The sequence below is a fragment of the Alteripontixanthobacter maritimus genome (genome assembly GCF_003340475.1).
In the GTDB taxonomy this organism is placed as follows: Bacteria; Pseudomonadota; Alphaproteobacteria; order Sphingomonadales; family Sphingomonadaceae; genus Alteripontixanthobacter; species Alteripontixanthobacter maritimus.
Genome location: NZ_QBKA01000002.1, coordinates 2,473,725 through 2,497,161 on the forward strand (window position 1 = coordinate 2,473,725; position 23,437 = coordinate 2,497,161).

At 63.3% G+C, this 23,437-nt stretch carries 19 protein-coding genes; 4 read left to right on the forward strand and 15 right to left on the reverse strand.

Going from position 1 to position 23,437, the window contains the following annotated elements; all coding sequences use genetic code 11:
• Nucleotides 1-13: 13 nt before the first annotated feature.
• The 4 genes from msrB to HME9302_RS12230 all read right to left on the reverse strand — a co-directional run bounded on the left by msrB (nucleotide 14) and on the right by HME9302_RS12230 (nucleotide 4,298).
• Complete coding sequence (gene msrB, locus HME9302_RS12215; protein ID WP_115367239.1) at nucleotides 14-505, reverse strand: peptide-methionine (R)-S-oxide reductase MsrB; 492 nt, start codon at nucleotides 503-505, stop codon at nucleotides 14-16.
• Nucleotides 506-561: 56 nt separating this feature from the next.
• The gene (locus HME9302_RS12220) at nucleotides 562-1,905 is read right to left on the reverse strand and encodes a cytochrome P450 (RefSeq protein WP_115367240.1); all 1,344 of its coding nucleotides are present in this window, start codon (nucleotides 1,903-1,905) and stop codon (nucleotides 562-564) included.
• A gap of 84 nt (nucleotides 1,906-1,989) precedes the next feature.
• Nucleotides 1,990-3,285, reverse strand: coding sequence for an ABC transporter permease (locus HME9302_RS12225; protein ID WP_115367241.1), 1,296 nt, complete (start codon nucleotides 3,283-3,285; stop codon nucleotides 1,990-1,992).
• On the reverse strand, nucleotides 3,282-4,298 hold the full coding sequence (locus tag HME9302_RS12230; protein WP_115367242.1) for an ABC transporter ATP-binding protein: 1,017 nt from the start codon (nucleotides 4,296-4,298) through the stop codon (nucleotides 3,282-3,284). The genes HME9302_RS12225 and HME9302_RS12230 overlap by 4 nt, the downstream gene beginning before the upstream one ends.
• A gap of 86 nt (nucleotides 4,299-4,384) precedes the next feature.
• Here HME9302_RS12230 and queG point away from each other — a divergent pair, with 86 nt between their 5' ends.
• Complete coding sequence (gene queG, locus HME9302_RS12235; protein WP_115367243.1) at nucleotides 4,385-5,464, forward strand: tRNA epoxyqueuosine(34) reductase QueG; 1,080 nt, start codon at nucleotides 4,385-4,387, stop codon at nucleotides 5,462-5,464.
• Here the strand turns inward: queG and HME9302_RS12240 are convergent.
• The 9 genes from HME9302_RS12240 to HME9302_RS12280 form a co-directional block, all read right to left on the reverse strand.
• Nucleotides 5,461-6,696, reverse strand: a complete 1,236-nt coding sequence (locus HME9302_RS12240) for an NAD(P)/FAD-dependent oxidoreductase (RefSeq protein ID WP_115367244.1) — start codon at nucleotides 6,694-6,696, stop codon at nucleotides 5,461-5,463. The genes queG and HME9302_RS12240 overlap by 4 nt on opposite strands.
• A gap of 57 nt (nucleotides 6,697-6,753) precedes the next feature.
• Nucleotides 6,754-11,535 carry an NAD-glutamate dehydrogenase gene (locus HME9302_RS12245; RefSeq protein WP_115367245.1) on the reverse strand — a complete coding sequence of 1,594 codons (4,782 nt, stop codon included), beginning with the start codon at nucleotides 11,533-11,535 and terminating at the stop codon, nucleotides 6,754-6,756.
• Between the two features lie 267 nt (nucleotides 11,536-11,802).
• Complete coding sequence (locus HME9302_RS12250; RefSeq protein WP_115367746.1) at nucleotides 11,803-12,801, reverse strand: LLM class flavin-dependent oxidoreductase; 999 nt, start codon at nucleotides 12,799-12,801, stop codon at nucleotides 11,803-11,805.
• 20 nt (nucleotides 12,802-12,821) lie between these two features.
• Nucleotides 12,822-13,688: a tetratricopeptide repeat protein gene (locus tag HME9302_RS12255; protein ID WP_115367246.1), complete on the reverse strand. Its 867-nt coding sequence runs from the start codon at nucleotides 13,686-13,688 to the stop codon at nucleotides 12,822-12,824.
• A 30-nt stretch (nucleotides 13,689-13,718) separates the two neighbouring features.
• Nucleotides 13,719-14,474 (reverse strand): alpha/beta hydrolase, encoded by a 756-nt coding sequence (locus tag HME9302_RS12260; protein ID WP_115367247.1) that lies wholly within the window; start codon nucleotides 14,472-14,474, stop codon nucleotides 13,719-13,721.
• A gap of 15 nt (nucleotides 14,475-14,489) precedes the next feature.
• Nucleotides 14,490-15,599 (reverse strand): M48 family metallopeptidase, encoded by a 1,110-nt coding sequence (locus HME9302_RS12265; RefSeq protein WP_181815769.1) that lies wholly within the window; start codon nucleotides 15,597-15,599, stop codon nucleotides 14,490-14,492.
• A 19-nt stretch (nucleotides 15,600-15,618) separates the two neighbouring features.
• Complete coding sequence (locus HME9302_RS12270; RefSeq protein WP_115367249.1) at nucleotides 15,619-16,704, reverse strand: YjgN family protein; 1,086 nt, start codon at nucleotides 16,702-16,704, stop codon at nucleotides 15,619-15,621.
• 95 nt (nucleotides 16,705-16,799) lie between these two features.
• Nucleotides 16,800-16,991: a helix-turn-helix transcriptional regulator gene (locus HME9302_RS12275; RefSeq protein WP_115367250.1), complete on the reverse strand. Its 192-nt coding sequence runs from the start codon at nucleotides 16,989-16,991 to the stop codon at nucleotides 16,800-16,802.
• Nucleotides 16,988-17,617: a hypothetical protein gene (locus HME9302_RS12280; protein WP_115367251.1), complete on the reverse strand. Its 630-nt coding sequence runs from the start codon at nucleotides 17,615-17,617 to the stop codon at nucleotides 16,988-16,990. Before HME9302_RS12280 ends, HME9302_RS12275 begins: the two co-directional genes overlap by 4 nt.
• 198 nt (nucleotides 17,618-17,815) lie before the next feature.
• Here HME9302_RS12280 and HME9302_RS12285 point away from each other — a divergent pair, with 198 nt between their 5' ends.
• From HME9302_RS12285 to HME9302_RS12295, 3 genes are all read left to right on the forward strand, one after another.
• A complete protein-coding gene (locus HME9302_RS12285; protein ID WP_230080000.1) occupies nucleotides 17,816-19,402 on the forward strand; it encodes an alkaline phosphatase D family protein in 1,587 nt (528 codons plus the stop codon).
• A gap of 63 nt (nucleotides 19,403-19,465) precedes the next feature.
• On the forward strand, nucleotides 19,466-21,505 hold the full coding sequence (gene thrS / locus HME9302_RS12290) for a threonine--tRNA ligase (RefSeq protein WP_115367253.1): 2,040 nt from the start codon (nucleotides 19,466-19,468) through the stop codon (nucleotides 21,503-21,505).
• Nucleotides 21,505-22,254 carry a sulfite exporter TauE/SafE family protein gene (locus HME9302_RS12295; protein WP_115367254.1) on the forward strand — a complete coding sequence of 250 codons (750 nt, stop codon included), beginning with the start codon at nucleotides 21,505-21,507 and terminating at the stop codon, nucleotides 22,252-22,254. The genes thrS and HME9302_RS12295 overlap by 1 nt, the downstream gene beginning before the upstream one ends.
• Before the next feature lie 6 nt (nucleotides 22,255-22,260).
• Here HME9302_RS12295 and HME9302_RS13510 read toward each other — a convergent pair whose 3' ends face one another.
• On the reverse strand, nucleotides 22,261-22,395 hold the full coding sequence (locus HME9302_RS13510; RefSeq protein ID WP_268243482.1) for a hypothetical protein: 135 nt from the start codon (nucleotides 22,393-22,395) through the stop codon (nucleotides 22,261-22,263).
• Between the two features lie 53 nt (nucleotides 22,396-22,448).
• Nucleotides 22,449-23,429 (reverse strand): agmatine deiminase family protein, encoded by a 981-nt coding sequence (locus HME9302_RS12300; RefSeq protein ID WP_115367255.1) that lies wholly within the window; start codon nucleotides 23,427-23,429, stop codon nucleotides 22,449-22,451.
• Between the last annotated feature and the right edge of the window lie 8 nt (nucleotides 23,430-23,437).

The following is a 23,437-nucleotide window of genomic DNA, read 5'->3' on the forward strand; positions in this document are numbered from 1 at the left end:
ACCGAGCCCGAGCTCAGGCGGGGCGGAAATCCATTGCCGCACCGTTCATGCAATAGCGTTTGCCGGTCGGCTTGGGCCCGTCGTCGAACACATGGCCCAGATGCCCGCCGCAATCGGCGCACAGAACCTCGGTACGGGGATAGCCGACCTTGTAATCCGTTTTCGTGGCGATGGCGCCGGGCAGCGGTTTCCAGAAACTGGGCCAGCCAGTGCCGGAATCGAATTTTGTGGACGAGGCATACAGCCGGTTGTCGCAGCCGGCGCAGATGAAGATGCCCTTGCGTTTTTCCTTGTCGAGCGGGCTGGAATAGGGCCGCTCCGTCCCGGCCTTTCGCAGGATACGAAACTCGGCCGCAGTCAGCTTTTTGCGCCACTGCGCTTCTGTCAACGAAACCTTCCAGCTGCGCGCTTCGGCGGGCGAGCCGCATGATGCCAGCATGGGCATCGCCACACCGATACCGGCCCAGCGTAGGATATTGCGGCGCGAGGATTGGATGTTGTTCATGCGTCTGTATTCGCGCAAACCGGTCTAACGGTTACTGAACAGCATTGCGTGCAGCGTCAAAAGCGCGAAATGGTGGTTTCCAGCTTGCGGAAACCATGGACGAAGTTCGCCTGCACACGTTCCACATCACCGGTTACTTTCACGCGCATTCGGCGGGAATGCATTTCCTCCAGCAGGATGCGAAGCTGCAATTCGGCCAGCCGCGCCCCAACGCAGCGATGGATGCCATAGCCGAAGGCGAGATGGCGGCGTGCGTTGTCGCGCGTGATGTCCAGCTTGTCCGGATTGTCGAACACCTGCTCGTCGCGATTGGCGGAAAGGTACCACAGCACCACCTTGTCGCCGGCCTTCACCTGATTGCCGAACAATTCGTGATCCTGCGTGGCGGTGCGTCGCATGTGGGCCAGCGGGGTCTGCATCCGGATGCATTCCTGCACCGCATTGGGGATGAGGTCGGGCTGCGTCTCGAACAGCTCGCGCTGATCGGGAAATTTGTCGAAGCCATGCACGATGCCGGACATGGTGTTGCGGGTGGTGTCGTTGCCGCCCACGATCAGCAGGATCAGATTGCCCATGAATTCTTGCGGGCTCATGCTGTTCATGGCGGGCGAATGGATCATCATGGAAATCAGGTCGGGCTGCGGCTCCTCACCGCTCTTGCGGGCCCATAGCTGCTGGAAATAGCCTGCCATTTCATACAGCATTGCGCGCCTGCGTTCATCAAGATCGCGCACGCTGGCAAGTTCGGTATCGCCCGCCCAGTCCGACCAGAAGGTCAGCAGGTCGCGGTCTTCCCATGGAAAATCGAACAGCAAGGCCAGCATTCCGGTAGTGAGTTCGATGGAAACCTTTTCCACCCAGTCGAACTGTTCCCCTTCGGGCAGCGAATCGAGCAGGTCGCCGGTGCGCTTGCGGATATCGCCATCCATCCGCTTCATTTCCTTCGGCGTGAATGCAGGCGCAACGGTGCGCCGCTGGCCGGTATGTTCGGGCCGGTCCATCGCGATGAACATCGGCAGTTCGAACCGGTCGCCCTCGATCTCCTCCAGCCGGTCGAGGATGGTGATGCCGCCATGTTCCCAGCTCGAGGAAAAGACATCGGGCAACGCCTCGATATGCTGGATCGCTTCGTGCTGGACCACCGCCCAGTAGGGGCCGAAGGGGCTTTCCTCGATGTAATGCATCGGGCCTTTGGCGCGCATCTCGGCAAAAATCGGCTGCCAGCGGTCTTCGGCATAGATGTCGCTGCGGCTGACATCGAACGGGTCGGGATGTTTCGGCTGCTGTTCGGGATGGTCTTCGCGATGACCGCGCAGCGCTGCATAGGCGCTGGGTGATCGGGTCCAGCCGGTTCCCCCCGCTGGCAAGATGGGTCCGAGATCTGCTGCTTGGGTCGCCATATCCGTTCTCCGTTCGCGCTATCCTGAACCTGCTTACACCAATGTCAATAGTGGGTCGCAAATGAAAACCGATTACGCGCCGGTTCAACCCATCTGATCGAGCGGTATTTTCGGGCCGAGGCCGAAGAACCTCCGCCTGGTGCGCCGCTCCTTCGGGGTGGAGCCGGATTGCAGCACCTTCTTGCGGAACAGCGTGGCGCCCGCCTTCACGAAGATCGCGACCCACATGATTTGCCACACCAGCGCCAGCAAATGCGGCCAGAGTGCCGCTTCCTGCGCGCCGCGTGCCACCATGGCGTACGGACTGGAAAGCGGGAACAACACGGCAAACAGCTCGATGGCAGACCCGGTTTTCGTCATGGCGAAGGTCGCCAGGAAAAACACGCATAGCTGCAGGATCGTGGCCGGCATCGATATCGTCTGCACGTCGCGCACCGTCGGTGCCATGGATCCGACTGCCAGGAAGACCGACCCGATGAGCAGGTAAGCCATGGCGAAATAAACGAGGAACAGCACCGCGAACAGCGGCCAGCCAACCGCCGGGGCGGGGATTGCCGGAAGCGCGTCTGCCCCGAAAAACAGCAGCGCACCGGCCACCGTACCCCACACCGCAATTCCGACGAAACTGATGGCCAGCATGGCGAACAGCTTACCCAGGAACACCGCATCCATCGGGATCGAGGCAGCGAGGATCTCGATGATCTTGTTGCCCTTCTCCTCGACGAGATTGGACAGCACCATCCCGGCAAGCAGCATGGTCAACATGAACAACAGCGTAAGCGCACCGGTACCGGTGGCGACATTGGCGCTGCGGGTATTGGCACTGCTATTGGCAGTCGCCGTCATGGTAACCGGTGGAAACTCGCCGGCAGTTCCGGCGGCGTTGGCAGCGATCAGCGCCACGTCGCCTTCCCACCGGTCCAATCGTTCCTGCGTGCCGACCAGTTCGGGCGCGGCCAGGCTGCCGGTGAGCACGGCCGCGATATTGCGATCCTTGTCGGCGAGCAGCGCCTGCGTATTGTCCGCCTCGGCCGGATCGATGCTGAGAATGTCCGGCATGCCGATCAGCTCGTCCAGCTCCTTATGCGCAGCGGCGAAGGCGGCGGTATCTTCGCCCGCCATGGCGACCGCCAGTTTGGGGCTGTCGGCACTGCTGGCCGCGCTCGCTCCCAGCAAACCTGCCCCGGCACTGATGGCGAGGAAGAACAGCGGCCCGATCAGGAAGAAGAAAAACGCCTTGGAAAACAGGATGGCGGTGAAATCGCGCCGGGCGATCACGAACGCTGCCTGCCAGATGGACAGGCGATCCTTAGCGTGGGTTCCAGCCCCGGCTGTTGCGAAGTTAGCTGTTGCGGGGCCAGTTGTTACAGAACCGGTCATCGGGCGGCCTCCAGTGTATTGGGTTCATCCAGCGCGGCGGCCGCCGCTTCGCCTGCGATATGCACGAAGGCATCATGCAGTCCGGCGCGTTCGATGCTGAGGGACTGAATGCCGGCCTCCCCCTCGATCAAGGCGCGCAGCAGCGGTTCGATACCGGTTTCCGGGAGCGAGAATGTCCATAAATAGCCCGTAGTCGTCCCGCCGCTTTCGCGCTTTTGATCGTGTTTTGCGTCGGCTGGCAGAGCACCGCGCCAAGATCCATCCTGCGCACGGGTTTCCAGCCTGACCTGCGCCGGAATACGGTCGCGCGCTTCGTCCACCGATCCGGCATAGGGTACGCGCCCGCCTGCAATAATCGCCACCCCTTCGCACAGGCGTTCGGCATGGGCGATCACATGGGTGGAGAAGATCACCGTGGTGCCCCGCGCCGCCAGATCGCGGATCATCACTTCCAGCTTGCCCTGGTTGATCGCGTCGAGGCCGGAGAACGGTTCGTCCAGCACCACCAGCCGGGGCCGGTGGACCAATGTGCCGAGCAGTTGCACGGTCTGCGCCATGCCCTTGGACAATTGGCGGATCTGCTTGTCGACCGCCTCGCCCAGCCCGTATTCCTCCATCATGGCGCGCCCGCGCCGGCGCCCTTCCGCCTGCGGAAGGCCTCGTAGCGAACCCATGAAACCGATCGCTTCATAAGCCTTCATCGAAGGATAGAGCCCGCGCTCTTCAGGGAGATAGCCGATCATCCGCGCCACATCGTGCGGGCGTTCATGGCCGAAGATACGGCGCACGCCCGCATCGGGTTCAATAATGCCCAGCAGCATCCGGATGGTGGTGGTCTTGCCCGCGCCGTTGGGGCCGAGGATGCCGTAAATGGCCCCTTCGGGAACGGCAAGGTCCACCCCGCCGACGGCGGTTATGCCGTTGAACTGCTTGACCAGGCCGGTCGCTTCGATCGCCAGCGGGCCGGATACGCGCACGGCTTGCGGATCGGTAGACTTTGCGGTTGCATTCATGGTCTGGGGGCAAGCTTTCAGGGCGCGAGGTTGACGGTTTCGCTGCCGGTGTTACCCGCGGGCCATGAACGGGAGCAACCCGAAACGTGGTTAAGGACCCTGCGCTCGACGGATTGCAGGCGCGGTTGCGCGAAAAGGCGGCTGAGGTGGGCTTCGCCGCGATCGGTTTCGCGCCGCCAGGCGACGACCCCTTGCGCGCCGCGCGGTTGGCACAGTGGCTGGAGGACGGCCATCACGGCACGATGGACTGGATGGCGCAGCGCAGCGAAATCCGCAGCGGCGCGCAGGCCATGTGGGCCGACGCCCGCAGCGCCATCGCACTCGGCATGAGCTACGCCCCGGCAACCGACCCTATGAAATTGGGGGAGGCGACGGATCGCGCGCGCATTTCCGTCTATGCGCAGGGCGGCGATTACCACGACACCGTGAAAAAGGCGCTGAAGGTGCTGGCGCGCTGGCTGGTCGGCGAAGCGGATGCGGCGGGACTGGGGCCGGTGGAACTCAAAGTGTTTACCGACACCGCTCCGGTGATGGAGAAGCCGCTAGGGGAAGCATCGGGGATCGGCTGGCAGGGGAAGCACACCAATCTGGTCAGCCGTAGCGAGGGGAGCTGGCTGTTCCTCGGCGCGATGTACACCACATTGCCTTTCGCGCCGGACGACCCTCACGTGGACCGCTGCGGCGCCTGCACCGCCTGCCAGACGGCCTGCCCGACGGACGCTTTTCCAGCGCCCTACCGGCTGGATGCGCGGCGCTGCATTTCCTACCTCACCATCGAACATAAAGGTCCGATTCCCGACGAATTCAGGGAAGCGATGGGCAACCGCATCTATGGTTGCGACGATTGCCTGGCGGTGTGCCCGTGGAACAAGTTCGCTGAAAGCGCGGCAGCCAACCGCGCGTTCCTGCCGCGTGCGGAACTCGCCGCGCCGAAGCTGGCGGATTTGCTGATGCTGGACGATGCCGGGTTCCGGCGGCTGTTCGCAGGCTCCCCGATCAAGCGCATCGGGCGTAACCGCTTCGTACGCAATTGTCTTATCGCTGCAGGCAATAGCGGCGATGCCATGCTGCTGGGGCAGGCGGAACTGCTACGCGGCGACGATGATCCGGTAGTGGCGGAAGCCGCCGGTTGGGCTGCGGCCAGATTGCGCAAGGCGGCAGTCTAGAGCAGATCCTTCAGTGGAACCTCGATATCGGCTAACTGCGCGGCATCGGGCCCGGCACGGGCCTTCACCAGTTTCGATCCGGCAACGTAATCTTTCACCGAATTGACGCAATCGATGGCAATCACCCGCCCTTCGGACAAATAGATTACCGAGAACGATTTGGTTGCCGGATCGCCGCGCAAGACCGTCTCGTCATAGTCCAGCGACAGCCCCGCCGTTTGCAACTTCAGATCGTACTGATTGGACCAGAACCACGGCAGGGCGTCGTAATCTTCCGGTACCTTGCAGATCGATTTCGCTGCCGTGGTGGCCATGTCATTGGCGTTCTGCACCGATTCCAGCCGGATCACCCGACCATCGGCATAGGGATTGGCGTGGGCGGCACAGTCACCGATGGCGTAGATATCGTCGAGCGAAGTGCGGCATAGCGTATCCACGTCCACCCCATTCGCGCCCGCCGCGCCGGCCGCGATCAGCGGACCGACTGCCGGAACCACGCCGATACCGACCACCACCATATCGCACGGTAAAATCTCGCCCCCGTCCAGCCGCACACCGGTAACGCGGTCGTTTTCGCCTTCCAGACCCTCGATCTCGGTTTCGAGGCGAATATCGACGCCATGGGCGCGATGTTGTTCGAGGTAGAAGGCGGATAGCTGCGGCCCGGCCACCCGTGAAAGCAGCCTCGGCTTTGCTTCGATCAGGGTTACTTCGCAGTCACGCTCGCGCAGGATCGCAGCCGCCTCCAGCCCGATATAGCCGCCGCCGATCACCATTACGCGCCGCGCACCGCGCGCAAGGTCCGCAATGATACGGTCCACATCGGCGCGGGTGCGGATCGAATGGACGCCGTCCAAGTCGGACCCCGGACAGGACAGCCGCCGCGCATCTGCGCCCGCGGCCCATACCAGCTTGCGATAGGTCATCGTGCTGTCGTCGGACAGCGTCACGCTATGAGCGGCCTCGTTCACTTCCACCACGGCCACGCCCATGCGGAAGGCAATGTTGCGATCGTCCCAGAATTGTTGCGGACGGATCGCTATCCGGTCGAACGGTTTCGTGCCGGCGAGATAATCCTTGGACAGCGGCGGGCGTTCATAAGGCCGCTCCCGTTCCCGCCCCAGCAACGTGATCGATCCTTCGAAGCCGTTCTGGCGTAACGCGATGGCGGTCTGTGCGCCGCCATGGCCGCCGCCCACAATGAGGACATCGGTGCTGTGGGTGCTATCCATGCGGCAGCGGAATGGGCATCCGGCGGGCTCGCGTCAAGTTTGGCCCGTCTCGCCTCATCAGCGCAGCAGCAGGTTGCGAGCCTGGCTGGCGATCTGGGCGAGCATGGCAGGCGCGACCTGCGGATGCCGCTGCGCCCGGCCGATCATCGAACGGAACTGGCGGATTGCGTCAGAATTCGCGTCCAGCCATGCCGTCACTGCCTTGCGCGGATCGGCCTTGCCATCCTTGCGGCGGGCCAGCCGGGCAAGGAAATCGAGCCGCATCTGCTGAAAGTCGCGGGCGAGTCCGGCTACCAGCATCCGTTCCCAGATGTCGGACGGGTTCATCAGCGTGGCGGTTCCCTGCGCCCAATCGAGACCGAGAGCGCCACCCAGTTCGGTAAACGCGCCGGTCAGCTTGCGCGGCGCGATGCCGGTATCGACCGCCAGGCGTGCCAGCCCGATACTTCCATCCATTTCGAACAAATGGACCGCATCGGTGGCCAGATCCTTAGGCGCACCGGCCTGCGTGAAAGTGCGGCACAGGGTTTCCGCTTGCTGCCGCGATTCGGCGGCAAGCAGGCTGCCGGTTTCGCGCGAAAGTTCGCTGACGCCTTTCTGCAATTGCGCGACCGTTTCCGCCGGCCCGAGCCGGTCCACACCAATGCGTAGCAGGTCCGCCATCTGGCCGCGCATCGCGACAGCCACCCTGTCGAACAGCAACAGCCGCGCATCTTCGTTCATATCGCTCTGTTCCAGGCGTTCCCACAGGTCCGGAAAGTCGAACAGCTCTTCGGCGGTGACGAAAGCGGTGGCGACCTGCGCCAGCGTGACGCCCTCTTCTTCCTGCAACTCGAACGGGTGAACGAGGCCCAGCCGGTTGACCACGCGGTTGGCGATTTCGGTGGCGATGATCTCGCGTCGTAGCCGGTGCCCAAGAATCTGCGCGCGATAGGTCTTGCGCATGGGTTCGGGGAAATAGCCCAACAGCACAGGTTCCATTGCCGGATCGTCCGGCAAGGCGCTGTTTTCGATCGCGTCCTGCAGGGAGAGCTTGGCCGAGGATAGCAGCACCGCCAGTTCCGGCCGGGTCAGGCCGGTACCATCGGCCGCGCGCCGCGAAAGCTGTTCGCCATCCGCCAGACCTTCGGTCCGCCGGTCGAGATCGCCCATCTCCTCCAGCGTTTCGATAAGGCGCATCTGCGCAGCCGTTGCCTTGGCCCCGCCAATTTCCGCAATGGACAGCGCCAGCGCCTGCAGCCGGTTATCTTCAAGCACGATCTGCGCCACTTCGTCCGTCATTTGGACGAGCAAGGCGTTGCGTTTCTTTTCCGACAGTTTGCCGTCACGCCGGGCGGCGGCCAGCGCGATCTTGATATTCACTTCGTTATCCGAACAGTCCACGCCGGCCGAATTGTCGATGAAGTCGGTGTTGATGCGCCCGCCCGCCAGCGCGAATTCGATGCGGCCTGCCTGCGTCACGCCAAGGTTTGCGCCTTCGCCGATAACCTTCGCGCCCACTTCCTCGCCGTCGATGCGGATCGTGTCATTGGCAGGATCGCCCACGACGGCGTTATTCTCGGTGCTGTTCTTGATGTAAGTGCCGATGCCGCCGAACCACAGCAGGTCGACCTCGGCCTTGAGGATTGCGGAGATCAGCGCATCGGGTTCGATCTCGTCCGCCTCGATACCGAGCAGCGCGCGGGTCTGGTCCGACAGTTCGATGCGTTTCGCACTTCGGGGAAATACACCGCCGCCTTTCGAAATCAGCTTGGAATCGTAATCTTCCCAGCTCGACCGGGCGAGGCCGAACAGGCGCTTGCGCTCGGTCCAGCTTTTCGCGGCATCCGGATCGGGATCGATGAAGATGTGTCGATGATCGAAGGCGGCGACCAGCCGGATGGTCTTCGACAGCAGCATTCCGTTGCCGAACACGTCGCCCGACATATCACCGCAGCCGGCCACGGTAATCTCGTCCGATTGCACGTCCACGCCCATCTCGCGGAAATGGCGCTGGACCGAAACCCATGCGCCGCGCGCGGTGATGCCCATCGCCTTGTGATCGTACCCGTTCGACCCGCCGCTGGCGAAGGCATCGTCGAGCCAGAAATCGCGGCTTTCCGCAATGGCGTTGGCAACGTCGGAGAAGCGCGCAGTGCCCTTGTCCGCCGCCACCACGAAATAGGGATCGTTGCCGTCGGTAATGACGACCCGGTCGGGATGCACGACCTTGCCGTCGACGATATTGTCCGTCACCGACAGCAGCGTGCGGATGAACACCTTGTAACTTGCCTGCCCTTCGGCAGCCCAACCTTCGCGGTCGATCGCGGGGGAGGGAAGCTGCTTGGGATAGAACCCGCCTTTCGCACCGGTCGGCACGATCACCGCGTTCTTCACGCGCTGCGCTTTCATCAGACCCAGCACTTCGGTGCGGAAGTCATCGCGTCGGTCGGACCAGCGAAGCCCGCCGCGCGCGACTGCGCCGGCGCGCAAATGAATACCCTCGACGCGCCGCGAATAGACGAAGATCTCGCGCCATGGCACAGGCTTTGGCAAATTGGGTATGAGCGAGGAATCGATCTTGAACGCCAGCGCCTCGTCCGCCGCGGGGGCAAACGCGTTGGTCCGCAGCACCGCTTCGAACACGGCCTGATACAGGCGCAGCAATCGATCGTCGTTGATGGCGTGGACGTTTGCCAACCCTGCACGGATTGCCTCGCGCGCAGCCTTCGCAACCGGTTCGCGCTTACCGGAAAAATCGGGATCGTGGACCGCGTCGAACAGTGCAATCAACGCGCGTGTGACGTCGGGTGCGCGGTCCAGCGCATCGACGACGGTATAGATGGTGAAGCCCATGCCGGTCTGCCGCAGATAGCGATAGGTCGCCCGAAGCCAGCCGGCCTGCTGCGCCGACAGGCCGGTGGTGATGACCAGCCGGTTGAACGGATCGTCCTCGGCATGTTCGTTGAGAACGGCGGCAATCGCCTCCTCGATCGCATCGCCGCGTTGCAGCATTGCGTCGGTCGTCGCGGCGGCGTCGGGGGTTTCGGGGGATGTGGGCAGGGACAGCAGGAAATCGTTGATCGTGCCAAGTTCGCCATCGTTCAGCGGGGTGGGTCTTTCGGTCAGCACGGTGAAACCGAAATTTTCCAGCGCCGGAACCGCATCGGTCAGCGCGAGCGCACCGCGATGCTGGATGACCTTGAGGCGCAGACGGCCCGGTGCGTCAGATGCAAATCGATACAATCGGGCATCGCGCAGCGGGGCGGCATGGCTGGATTTGAGATCGAGGGCAGACAGGCGCCGTAAGCGTCCGATATCGCGCGCTGCCTCCGCCGCGCCATACGTACCGCGATAAGTGGCGGGGAAGATTCCCGCGAAACGCTGGGCGATGGCCGCCGCCCGCCCCGGCTCCATGTCGTGCGCCAGCTCGCCTTCCACGGCCTCGCTCCAGCCGCGCAGCATATCCTGCAAGCGCTTGTCGAGCGCTGCCTCGTCGATCGTGTAATCGCCGCCGCGCAAGTCGAGGACGAAGCGCATCATGGCAAGGTTGCCGCCTTCGACCTGCACGCTCCAGTCGAGGATATCGGCGTTCGCCCCGCGCTGCAGCAGGCTCTGGATTTGCAGGCGGACGGCAGTGGACAGCGAATCGCGGGGAAGCCAGGCGAAAGCGAACAGGTGGCGGGCCAGCGGTGCCTCGACCAGCGCAAGGCGCGGGCGCGGCCGGTCCACCAGGCTCATCATGGTTGTGGTCACCCGGATGATATCTTCATCTTCGAACCCGACCAGCAGATCGTGCGGCAGGGTGGTCAGCGCATGGATCAACGCCTTGCCGGCATGGCCGGTGGGGGAGAATTGCAATTCGTCCATCATCAGTACCAGCTGCGCGCGCAGGCGCGGGACGGAGGCGGGCGGCGCGCTCAATCCGGCGCTGGTCCAGACACCGGCATGGATGGACAGCGCGACGAGATCGCCGTTTTCGCGCACCGGCACGATGAACAGGTCTAGCGGGACGCGGCGGTGGACGTTCGACAGGCGGTTCGCCTTCACCACCAGCGGGGCGCGTTCGGACCCCTCGTCACGGCTTTCGAACCATGCGAACGCGCGGTCGTAACTTTCATCGGCCAGAATGCTCTTGGCGCTGCGGCGGCAGATACCCAGCACCTTGGAATGGCTGCCATCGCGGTGGCGGGTGATATGGCCGAGCTGCGTAAGCATCCCCTTATTGAGCCAGTCGAGCAGTGCCGCGCCCTCCTCGTCCACGACGCGTTCGATATCGGCTTCCATCGCCGCGCGCATCTTGGACCAGTCGCTCACCGCGGCGCGTACATCGCCCAGCACGGTGCGCAGCGCGCGTTCCAGTGCGCGGCGCTGCTTGGCATCCACCCGGTCGGTTTCGATATAGATCATGGACTCCGCGACCACCGCCTTGTCGCTAGGCGACAGCGACCCGCCCAGTGCCTCGATCCGGCCACCGGCGTTCCGCCTTACGGGCACCACCGGGTGAACCAGCCGGTCGATGGTGACTCCTTCCGCCGTGATCAGCGACGCGACGGAATCGACCAGGAACGGCATATCCTCGTTCACCACCGCGATCCGCATGAAGCGTTTATCCGCCGTGGCGCTGGTCATCTCGACCACCGGTTCGCCCGCTTCGCGCGTTTCGCTGGCGGTAAAGAGGAATGCTGCAGCCTCGTCCATCTGCTCGCGCGAGAAGGGCTCTTCGCCGGGCAGGATGGAGGCGCACATGGTGTCCGAAAGGTTTGCAACCAGTGCCGCGTCCGATCGTGACAGTTTGCCGTCAGCCCCGGAAACCTTCGTCGCGGATTTTGTGCTGGCGGATTTCTTGCGGGCGGCCATCGATGTGCTCCTCGGGCGGCGCAAGGATATTGCCGCCTCGCGCAGCGATGTAACAGTCTAATTTGGCTGCGTCATGACCCTGCGGTCATACCGTAGCGTAATTTATTTATGTGCGTCTGCCCGAATGCCGCCGCATCGCTCTATAACGTTAAAGCAAGCTGTTGCGGTGCCGGTCCCTTCCGCCCCTCGCCGCTTGCAGGCCGGCCCTGAAGGGCCTGGTCTTCTACCCAGCCGGTTATACCCGTACCGGCCGCCGCGCCCGCTCGCTCAGTCGCCGGGGATGTCCGCCCCAAGGATATCCATGACCCGGCCGAGCGAGCGGGCGCGGATTGCGGGATCGTAAGTCGATCCGGCGCAGATGATCTCGTTCGCACCTGTTCGTTTCACAAATGCCTCGATGGCGGTGCGTACGGTTTGCGGACTGCCTATCGCGCTGGCCTGCGACAGATGCGCCAGCATCGCTTGGGCAGGTGCAGGCAGGCTGTCGGCGTAATTGCGAACCGGCGGCGGCAATTTGCCCGGGCTGCCACTGCGCAGCCGGACAAAGGCCTGTTGCTGCGAACTGGCGTGGTAGTACGCTTCTTCGTCGGTCTCGGCGCAGAGTACCGTCATCGCGGCCATCACATGGGGCTGCGACAGCGCGGCGGAAGGCTGGAAGTCGCGGCGATAGATCGCCAGCGCGGCATCCAGATGGTCGGGCGCGAAATGGCTTGCGAACGCATAAGGCAGCCCCAGCTTCGCCGCCAACTGCGCGCCGAACAGGCTGCTGCCCAGCATCCACATTTCCACATTCGCGCCCATGCCGGGCGTGGCGGTTACCGGCAGGTCGATGTCGCCGGTCAGAAGCGCACGCAGCTCCACCACATCCTGCGGGAATTGTTCGGCTGCGGCGTGCAGGTTCTTGCGTAGCGCCCGCTGGAACCGCTGGTCCGCGCCCGGCGCGCGACCCAACCCGAGATCGATCCGTCCGGGGAACAGCGCATCCAGCGTCCCGAACTGTTCCGCAATCAGAAATGGGCTGTGATTGGGCAGCATGATCCCGCCCGATCCGACGCGGATGGTGGACGTCGCATGGCCGACATGGGCGATGACGACCGCGGCGGCTGCGCCTGCAACCCCCTCCATCGCATGGTGTTCCGACACCCAGTACCGCGCATAGCCGGCATCTTCTGCGGCTTTTGCCAGGTCCGCCGCAGCTTCGTAAGCTTCGCCCAGCGAGCTATCTTCGCGTACCGGTACGAGATCGAGAACGGATAGCGCGGGTATCGATGTGGTCGCGGGTGCAGTCACGGGTTCGGGGCCGGTTGGGCGATCTGCGCGAGATAGCCTTTTGCGACTTCCGCTTCCGCCCCATCCGGCGCCGTGTCCAGTACAGATTGCCAGCTCTTGCGCGCGGCATCCTCGCGCCCCTGCAAGATTGCGATGACGCCTGCCTCCAAACCGATGGCCGGGTCGAGCGGATCGAGCGTGACGGCCTGTTCGATATGCATTTGCGCTGCCGCCAGATCGTCCAACCTGCGGGCGAGAGTGGCGGAATAGAGAAACGGTGCCGCATCGCCAGCCTTGGCCTCGCGGGCGAAAGCCAAGGCGCTTGCGGCTTCGTCCAGCCGCCCCAGCGCCACCAGCGCGCGGGCGCTGTCGAGAGCGATGTCACCGGCCAGCGGCAGCCCGAAGGCATAAGGCCCGAAATCTGCCAGCGCGGTGGCGGCATCGCCATTGGCGAGCGCGGCGTTGCCTGCCAGCAGCCCCAGCATCGCGCGGTAATTGGCATCGGTATCCACCACGCTCTCTCGCGCGGTCAGGAATGCGTCGCGCGCTCCGGTAAACTGTCCAAGCTCGCTGCGCGCAAGGCCGAGGCAATGAGCGGCGATAATACGGCGCTCGCCAGTCGCGCCGAGCAAATTACGCTCCGCACGGTCGCGCGCCACAGCGGGGTTGCTGCGGATCAGTTGCAGACAATCCTGCAAAGCAGCGGGCAATTGCGCCGTGGTTTCGTCCGCATCGCCGGTATCGAGAGTAGGCATGGGTGTCGGCGTGGGGCGGTCGGGCCGGTTGGCGAGTTCTTCGGGCAGCGCGCTTATCACGCTTTCACGCGGTGCGGGGCCGACCTGCATCAGCATGGGCAGGACAAGTCCGGCAAAGGTAGCAGTCATGGTTCGTTTCGTCCCGGTGGGGCGCGCGCGTCAAAGCGCGGAATAAATGCCTAGCAGCGCCTCGATATCGGTATCGCGCGACAGGCGGTGGTCGCCGTCCTTGACGAGCGTCACCTGTACATCGTCCGAACGAAGCGCGGCTGCGAGTTGCAAGCTGATGTCCCACGGCACATCGGCATCGCGTTGCCCGTGGAGCAGGCGCATCGGCACATCGACCGGAATCTCGCCGCCGAGCTGCAACGATTGCTGCGCGTCCTGCCAGAACTTCGCATATGTCGGCGTGGGTTCAGGGCCGTAGGGATTGTCCTCGAAGACTGTCTCGCCCGCTGCGAGTTTGGCCTTCTGACCGTCATCGAAGCCCCATTGCGAGAAATCCGGCGCAGCTGCGATGCCGACCATCGCGTGGAGCGAAGCCCCGAGCTTGCGCGCCACAAGCAGCATCAGCCAACCGCCCATCGACGAACCGACCAGCACGACAGGGCTATTTGCCCTGGCTGCAATAAGCGCCAGCACCTCGTCCCGCCATTGTGTCAGCGTGCCGTTTGCAAACTCCCCGTCGCTCGATCCGCAACCCGAATAATCGAGCAGCAGGCAGCCACGTTTGTTCGCTCTCGCCCACTCCATCGTGGCGGTCGCCTTGCCGCCGTCCATGTCCGACATATAGCCGGGCAGGAACACGATTGTCGGCGCGCCGGGCGGGGCGGGATGATAGCGGAAGGCAATATTCCGCCGCGCTGTGTCGATGCGTTCGGGAAGCGCAAAATACTCGATCGGAATGTGGGTCATCGGTCGGTCGCTTCCCTAGAAGAAATCGAACTCCTCCACATCGGGATCGTTCTTGCAAGCGGACAGGATGGCGGCATATTCACGCTTCGTCAGGATGTCGCGATAGCTGGCCTGCGGATCCTTGCTGGCGCGGTAGGCATCGGCGCGTTCCTTGGCAGCGGGGTGCGTGGCGAGCCATCCGGTGATGGCCGGCGCATTCGTGTCTTCATATTCTTCCGCCACCCGATCGAAAAACGCTGCCGCGCCATCGGGTGAAACGCGCACTTCGCGCAGTCTTTCGCGTGCAAATTCGTCCGCTTCCGTTTCCGCCTCGCGCGAATAATCCAGCGAGGCGATGCCCAGCGCGCTTTCGCTGTAACCGCCGCCCAGACCCGCCGACAGGATCGACAGGCCGAACTGGCGCAGCACCGCGGTCATCACATGGCGTTCGCGCACATGACCCACCTCATGCGCCAGCACGCCTGTCACTTCATCCTGCCTTTCCGCCTCCTGCAACAGCCCGTCGAACAGCAGCACCTGCCCGCCGGGTAGGGCCACCGCGTTGACCATATCGAAATTGGCAATGCCGAGCTTGATGCGCGCGCCGTCTTCCTCGCTACCCGGGTCCATTGTGCGCACCAGCTTGGCCAGCGCCGCATCGCTTTCAGGTGTGCTGCACAGCCGCCCGCCGAAATCGCCGATCATCGCCTCGCCCATATTGCGTTCCCACCGTTCGGGTACCATTGGGCCGAGCCAGTTTGGCGCGGTCATGAACAGCGCGACAGCAGTAACGCTGACTGCGGCAAATCCGGCCGTCATTTTCAGCAGCCCGTGCCGGTCGATCCACGCGCCGTAATCGGATTTTGTCGGCAGCAACGCTGCGATCGCGGGCGGAGGGTCGGCAGGCAGGATCAGCCGGAATTCTTCAATCTCGCCGCGGCCGTAGATTATGCCGTCGGCGCGTTTGTCGAGATATTGCAGCTCGCTTGCAGGGACGGTGATATCCTCCACCCGATCGCCCGGTTCGGCATCCGCCCGCAGCAACAGATTGCCGTCCAAAGCGGCGGCCACCCCTTCATGCTTGACGGCAGTAAGCCCGTCGAACCAGCTTGCGCGCACGGCGCTCGCCGCTTCGGACGCAGCCATTCCGCCGTCATCCCGCACCCTAGATTGCGCCCATATCGAAGCTGTCGAGCAGCCCCTCGCCATGGCCAGCCGTTCTTGTGGTAGACTGGGTCAGCTCGTCCAACACGATTTCGCCGCTTGCATCCATGTGGATCATAAAGAATTTCCAGTGACGATACGTCAGGAAGATCGCTCCTATGCCGAGCGTAAACACCACTAGAAGGATGTCGCCGATCAACAGCTTGAACCAGTCCATCGTCGATGCGTTGAAATGGAATTGCAGCTTGTGCCAGCGGGTCGATCCCACGACTTCCCGGAAGTATTTGGCGTAGAACGCCATCGCGATCAGGCCCAGCGCGAGGTAGGCGAAGATAACGCCTAGGAAAATTCCGAAAAAGGTTCCGCCAAGGCCGCCATCCTGTCCGCCAACCCCGAAACCCGCCAGCGCGCCCGTAGCGCCAAACAGGATCGCGAGAATGACGAATACGAACGGCGCGAGGTAGAACAGTAGATACCGCGCGAAGATATTGCCGTATTCGGCGTTGGCTTCGAATTTGTGCGGCCCGAAGCTCATTGTGTTCCAGCGCTCGTTCCACAGGCTGGTCATGGACCACGGCACAGCCAGACCAAGCGGAATGTAGCCGGCAACTGTCTTCCACATGTAGGAAAATCCGTAGCCGAAGCCGGCATCATCGCTACCGCCGCGAATACCGCGCCAGCGTGTGCGGGACAGGCGGTAACGAAGACCGCGAAACACCGCCACGCCGACAAGGTAGAACACAGCCACCAGGACGGCGATCTGCAACAGGACCGCGGCAGCTTCGTAGCCCCGCATCGCCAGAGCCTGGGTAGCGAAGGATGACAGGAAGAACGGCAGGCCGATCAGCCCCAGCACCAGCAAGGCACCGATGAACAGTTCCATCCCGGTCCCCGCCCATTCCAGCGGTTCATCCACGAACCGGCTGCGCGACCATAAATACCGCCGGGTGCGCGCCGTTGCCCAAAAACGGTAGATGCCCAGTGTGACGATCGTCAGCAGCAAATTGGTAAAGGCAATCGGGGCATATTCTTGCCACGCCCCCTCGAAGCCGAATGCACTTTCGGCGTCCTGCCGCTGTTCGTCCATAACCCCACCTCCCCTTTAATTAGTAAGGGGATGCCCACTATCATTCGGGTTATCAAGGACAAGTCGGGCGAAGCGCCGGATTGGGCCGCTAACGGTCAGCTGCGCAGGAATATCTCTTCGATGGGAAGATTGAACAGATCGGCGATCCTGAATGCCAGGGGAAGGGAGGGATCGTATTTGCCGGTTTCGATGGCGTTTACGCTTTGGCGCGATACTTCCAATCGGTCGGCCAGCGCCTGCTGGCTCCAATCGCGTTCAGCCCGCAGGACCTTGAGGCGATTTTTCATGCCTCACCCGCCATATCGTCACCAGCGCTATCATCGCTGCGTGCCCGCAGGCTCATCCAGCATTGTGCAATCCCCATGCCGCCCGCCCATATCGGAAAGGCGAGCCAGCCAGGTGCGTGCGGAGCGACGTCGAACGTTTTCAGAAAGCCCCAGAATGACGCCAGCCCCAGCAATACCGCAAGCCCGGCAAGCGAAGCGTTGACCGCGCGGTACCGTAGGTATTCGTCTGTTTCCTCCAGTAGATAGCGCGCCATCGCCCAGATCATGCCGCAAATGGGGATCACGGGTAGCATGGCGATGGCGAACAATGCACTCGCGCTCAGTTCGAACTTGTTGTGCAAGGTAACGGCTATGCCAAGCCCGAGCATGTAGCCCAATGCGGCGAGCAGGAAGCGCTGATTGTAGCGACGGACCGCCGCGCTGGACGTGCCGGTTTTGCGGTGCAGCGCCGACGCGGACCGATATAGCGGCCACAGAAGGGCGATCGGCAGGAAATACAGCAGAGTTGCGGCCGGGCCTTCGACAGCGTTTGTCAGTTGTAGCGCGACGATAACCCCGTACGCCGCGAACATCATCCCGGCCCAGAAACCGGGAGATCTTTCCAAAGTGCTTTTCCGTTTTTCCATGTGACAAGCTCCATTGAATTTATGTCAAGGAAACTAGACAAAGAAAAGTTGCTTGTCAAGTGAGATTGACAAAATGTTTGCGAGCCTTGACGCGAAACGGCGATTGTTCTGCTGCGAACGATGTTTATTGTCCGCCAAATGAACCAACATCCCCAGCCCGCTTTCGACCGCCGCACACTTCTCAAGTCGGGGGCGCTAATGTCCGGGCTCGCGGCCGCAGCGCCGCTCGCCGCAACCTCTGGCGGGCGCGGCTTTACTCATGGTGTGGCCAGTGGCGAGCCGACGTCGGGCTCGGTGCTTTTGTGGACGCGCTTTGCAGGCGCGCAGGATACGCAGCTCACCTATGTCGTGCGCGAGATGGACGCGAACCGGCGCGTGGTTGCGGAAGGGACGGCGCTTGCCTCGTCCGATACCGACTGGTGCGCGAAAGCCGTCGCGAGCGGGCTGGAGCCGGGGCGCTGGTACACATATCAGTTCACAGCGCCGGACGGCTCCACCAGCGCGGACGGCCGCACGCGAACGCTTCCGGTTGGCGATGTGTCGCGTTTCCGGATGGCGGTGTTCAGCTGTTCCAACAAGGGGTTCGGCTGGTTCAACGCCTATGCCCATGCAGCGGAGGCGAACGAGTTTGATCTCGTGCTCCATCTGGGCGACTATTTCTACGAATATGGCGCAGGCACCTATCCCGATGCGGAAAGCACGATTGCAGACCGCGAGATTTCACCGGCGAGCGAAACCCTGAAGCTGGCCGATTACCGCGCGCGTTTCGCCAGTTACCGCGCCGATCCGGACCTCCAGCGCCTGCACCAGATCTACCCCATGGTGCTGGGCTGGGATGATCATGAAACCGCCAATGACAGCTGGAGTGGCGGGGCGGAAAACCACGATGTTGCAACCGAAGGAACATGGCGCGCGCGGACCGATGCCGCGACGCGCGCCTATCGCGAATGGTTGCCGGTATCGGATGAACCCTGGGCGGCGTATGAAATTGGGCAGCTGGCCACGTTGTACCGACTGGAAACGCGCCTGACCAACCGGTCCGAGCAATTCGATATCGGCACGGTGTTGCGAGGCGGGAAATCGCCGGACGAGATGATGGCGGCGCTCGCCGCGTTTCGGGAAGGCGCCTATCGCGATTCCTCTCGCGAGATGCTGGGGCAGGCGCAGCAGGACTGGCTGGCGAACGGTCTGAAACGCTCGCGGTCGGACGGCAAGACCTGGCAGGTGTTGGCGCAGCAGGTGCTGATGGGCCAGGTGTCCAGCAATGCCGATCTGCTCGATGCGATCGTCGACCGCGCGCCTGCTGCCGTACAGGGGCGGCTGCGCGCCGCCTCGCTTGCCAGCCGAGCGGGACTGCCGCTCAATATGGATGCCTGGGACGGGTACCCCGCCGCGCGCGAACGGTTGCTGGTGTCCGCGCTGAATGCGGATGCGAACCTCATTTCGCTGGCGGGTGACACGCACAACGCCTGGGCGTTCGACCTGACCCACGACGGCATGGCGGCGGGGGTCGAATTCGGCGGGCAAAGCGTAACCTCGCCCGGCTTCGAAACCTATCTACCCGGCCTGCCGCCCGAAATGCTGGCGGCTTCGACCATGCAGTCCAGCCCGCAGCTTACATGGACCGACACTTCGCAACGCGGCTATATGGCGGTGGAGCTGACGCCCGCGTCGGCGGTTTGCGACTGGCGATTTACGCAACGCGTGCGGAAACGCTCCGCCCGGCTGGCGGGTAGCCACAGGATGACCACGGCGGCCGGGACGAACAAACTGGCGCAGGGCTAGTCCCCTCTTCCGGTTCGCGCCCGGTTCTGCCATTGCGCCGTCAAACGAAAGAGACGAGCGACAATGACCGAACTTCTGAAAATCAGCCTGCCCGATGGATCGGTGCGCGAGGTCGAGCCAGGCTCCACCCCCGCCGATGTGGCGGCGGCCATCGGTCCCGGCCTCGCGAAAGCGGCGCTGGCTGCGCGGATCGATCATGGCGAGGGGGGCGAAGTGCGCGATATCATGCGCCCCTTCGAAGGCGACGCCTCGATGGAACTGATCACCAGCCGCGACGAGGCGGACGCGCTGGAACTGGTGCGGCACGATTACGCGCATGTGCTGGCCGAGGCCGTGCAGGCGCTATGGCCAGACACACAGATTACTTTCGGCCCGGCGACCGATGATGGCTTCTATTACGATTTCAGCACGGGCGACAGCCGCGGGCCGTTTACCGAAGAAGACCTGCCGGTTATCGAAGACAAGATGCGCGAGATCATCGCTGCGGACAAACCCCTCATCCGGGAAGAGTGGACGCGTGACGACCTGATCGCTTGGTTCAAGGACAAGGGCGAAAGCTTCAAGGCGGAATGGGCGCAGGAATTGCCCGAAGGCGAACCGTTGACGGTCTATCATTCGGGCGATGTCGGGGCCGACGGCACGTGGCTCGACCTATGCCGCGGGCCGCATCTCGCCAGCACCGGCAAGCTCGATCCCAAGGCGTTCAAGCTGATGCGGGTGTCGGGCGCATACTGGCGCGGCGACCAGCGCAATCCGCAGCTGTCGCGCATTTACGGTACCGGCTGGCTCGATCGCAAACAGCTGAAACAGCACCTCATCCGGCTGGAAGAAGCCGCCAAGCGCGACCACCGCAAGCTGGGCCGCGAGATGGACCTGTTCCACCTCCAGGAAGAGGCGCATGGCAGCGTGTTCTGGCATCCCAAGGGCTACATGATCTGGCGCGAGCTGGAAGCCTATATGCGCCGCGCGATGGATGGCGGCGGCTACCGCGAAATCAAGACGCCACAATTGATGGATGTGCGGCAGTGGGAAAGCAGCGGCCACTGGGGCAAATACAGCGCCAACATGTTCGCCGTGCCCGACATTGTGCCCGATGTGGACAGCGAAGGCGAAGCGGCCGGACCCAAGGTGGCGGACGATGCCGACTGGATGGCGATCAAGCCGATGAATTGCCCGGCCCATGTGCTGGTGTTCAAGCAAGGCATCACGTCCTACCGCGACCTGCCGATCCGGCTGGGCGAGATGGGCTGCTGCCACCGCAACGAACCCCACGGCGCGCTGCACGGACTGATGCGGGTACGCCAGTTCACGCAGGACGACGCGCATATCTTTTGTACGGAAGATCAGGTGGTGGAGGAAGTGAACCGCTTCTGCCGCCTCGCCAGCCGCGTGTACAAGGAATTGGGCTTTGAAAAATTTGCCATCAAGCTGGCCACTCGGCCCGACGAGCGCTTCGGCAGCGATGCGGATTGGGACAAGGCCGAACAGGAACTGCGCGACGCCGTGGCGGCCGCCGGCATGGCGTCGGAGGAATTCGGCTGGGAGGAACTGCCAGGCGAAGGCGCGTTCTATGCGCCCAAGCTGGAATGGCATCTGACCGACGCGATCGGGCGCACCTGGCAGGTGGGCACCATCCAGTCCGACCGCGTGCTCCCCGAAAGGCTCGATGCGACGTATATTGGCGAAGATGGCGGCAAACACCGTCCTGTCATGCTACACCGCGCGATCTACGGATCGTATGAACGCTTCATCGGCATCCTGATCGAGAACTACGCGGGCAAGCTGCCGCTCTGGCTTGCACCGGTGCAGGCAGTCGTCACCACCATCGTGTCCGATGCGGACGCCTATGCCGGCGAGGCGCTGGCGAAACTGCAAGCAGCGGGCATTCGCGTGGAAAGCGACCTTCGCAACGAGAAGATCAATTACAAGGTGCGCGAACACAGCCTGGCAAAAGTGCCGTATCTGCTGGTCGTGGGCCAGAGGGAGGCGGAGGAGGGCACCGTCGCGCTGCGCACGCTTGGCGGTAAGGACCAGCGCGTCATGCCGCTGGACGAGGCGATTGCAATGCTGCGCGGGGAGGCGACTGCGCCAGACCTCAAATAATGGAACTGATTGCGGGCTTCAGCCTGCTGCAGATCGCGGTGGCGCTGACGGCGACCTTCGCCGCCGCGTTCGTGCGCGGGCTGGCAGGGTTCGGCATGGCGATCCTGATGGTACCGGTGCTGGCACTGGCCCTGACGCCGGTCGAGGCAGTGCTGGTCACCAATTTCGTGGCGCTGTTTCTGGGCCTGAGCGAAATGCGCTGGATACTGAAGCAAGCCGAACGGTCCGCCTGGACACTTGGTGCGCTGGTGCTGCTGTCGACCGCTCCAGGACTGATCCTGCTGGCGGCTACTCCGGCGGCGCTGGCCCGGTTGTTGATTGCGCTGGTGGCGCTGTCCGCGTTTGCCGCCGTATTGCTGCCGCAACGGGGAGCGGCCGTGCCGGGACGGCTGACGACCGGGCTGACCGGTGTTGCCACAGGGCTCCTAACAGGGTTTGCCGGAATGCCCGGCCCGCCGGTGGTGCCTTACTACGTCGGGCGCGACATTCCGCGCCATACGGCCAAGGCGTCGATGCTGCTGATCTTCACGATTGCTGCCTTTGCCGGGCTGGGATCGGGATTGGCTATCAGCGCGCTGGAATGGCGGCTGTTGGGGTTGGCGCTGCTGCTGTTTCCCGTTGTCATCATCGGCAATTGGCTGGGCGCGAAGGCGTTCGGCAAGGTGAGCGATACCGTATGGCGAAGCTTCACCGGCCTTGTTTTGTTTGCAGCTGCGGCTGCGGCGCTAATCAAGCTCGCCGGCGGCTGAAGCCTATCAGAGCGGGAGCGCGGTTCCGGCCATTACCAGTGCCATGCCGCATCCGCTGACAATTACGATACGCAACGCCTCCGCCAGCGCTGCGTGGTGTGCGGCAGCGTAATCGCAGGCTTGGTTGGCGGCTTTGGTCATGGAACTTAGTTTCGCAGCCACCGCCTAAGAATACCTTAATACGACCCGCCGGATTAAGCGGCGGACGGCATCTGCTGGCTCGCGCAATGGAAACCGCCACCGCCTGCCAATACGGCATCGGCAGGCAGGCCGATGGTTGTCCGGTCCGGAAACAGGTCGGCGATTGCCGCCACGCCGTCTGCATCATGCACCGATCCGAATGTCGGCACCACGACCAGATGGGTCGTTATGGCGAAATTGGCGTAGCTTGCCGGTTCCACCAGATCGCCGCGCATGATGCGCCCGGGCGAAGGGATGGTTTGGACGCGGACACCGAAATTCAGCGCGCGCTTTTTTGCATCGGCGTAGATCGCGGCGTTTGGATCATCGGCGCCGGTCGCTTTGGGAAGCGCCAGCTTATTGGGCGCGACGAAGCGTGCGAGGTTGTCTACGTGGCCGTCCGTGTGGTCGTTCAGCAATCCGTCGCCGAGCCACAACACCCGGTCAAACCCTAGATCGCGCGCCAGCCGCGCTTCGATATCGGATCGCGAAAGGTCGGGATTGCGATTGGGGTTTAGCAGGCATTGCTCGGTGGTCACGGCCAGCCCCGTGCCGTCGCTATCCACCGCGCCGCCTTCCAGGATCCAGTCCGCGGTTTCGAGCGGCAGGTCGGCATCGCGTACCAGTTCCGCACCGATAGTCTCGTCGCCCGGCATGCGGTATTTCCCGCCCCAGCCGTTGAAGCCGAACCGGCGTGCCGCGCGCTCGCGATCATCCAGCACCACCAGCGGCCCGGTGTCGCGCAGCCAGATATCGCCATATTCGCGGCGCTCCAGCGCAATCGATGCGCTACATAGTGAGGCCGCGCGCGCTTCGTTTGCGGCGTCGCGCACCAGCAGGCGCACGGGTTGTCCGCTATCGGCAACGGCGTCGGCGAAGGCGGCGATCTGTTCCTGTGCGCGCGGCAGGATGCCCGGCCACTCCGTCGCATCGTGAGGGAAGCCGATCCACAACCAGTCCTGCGGCGCCCATTCAGGCGGCATTACCAACGACATGGACCAAG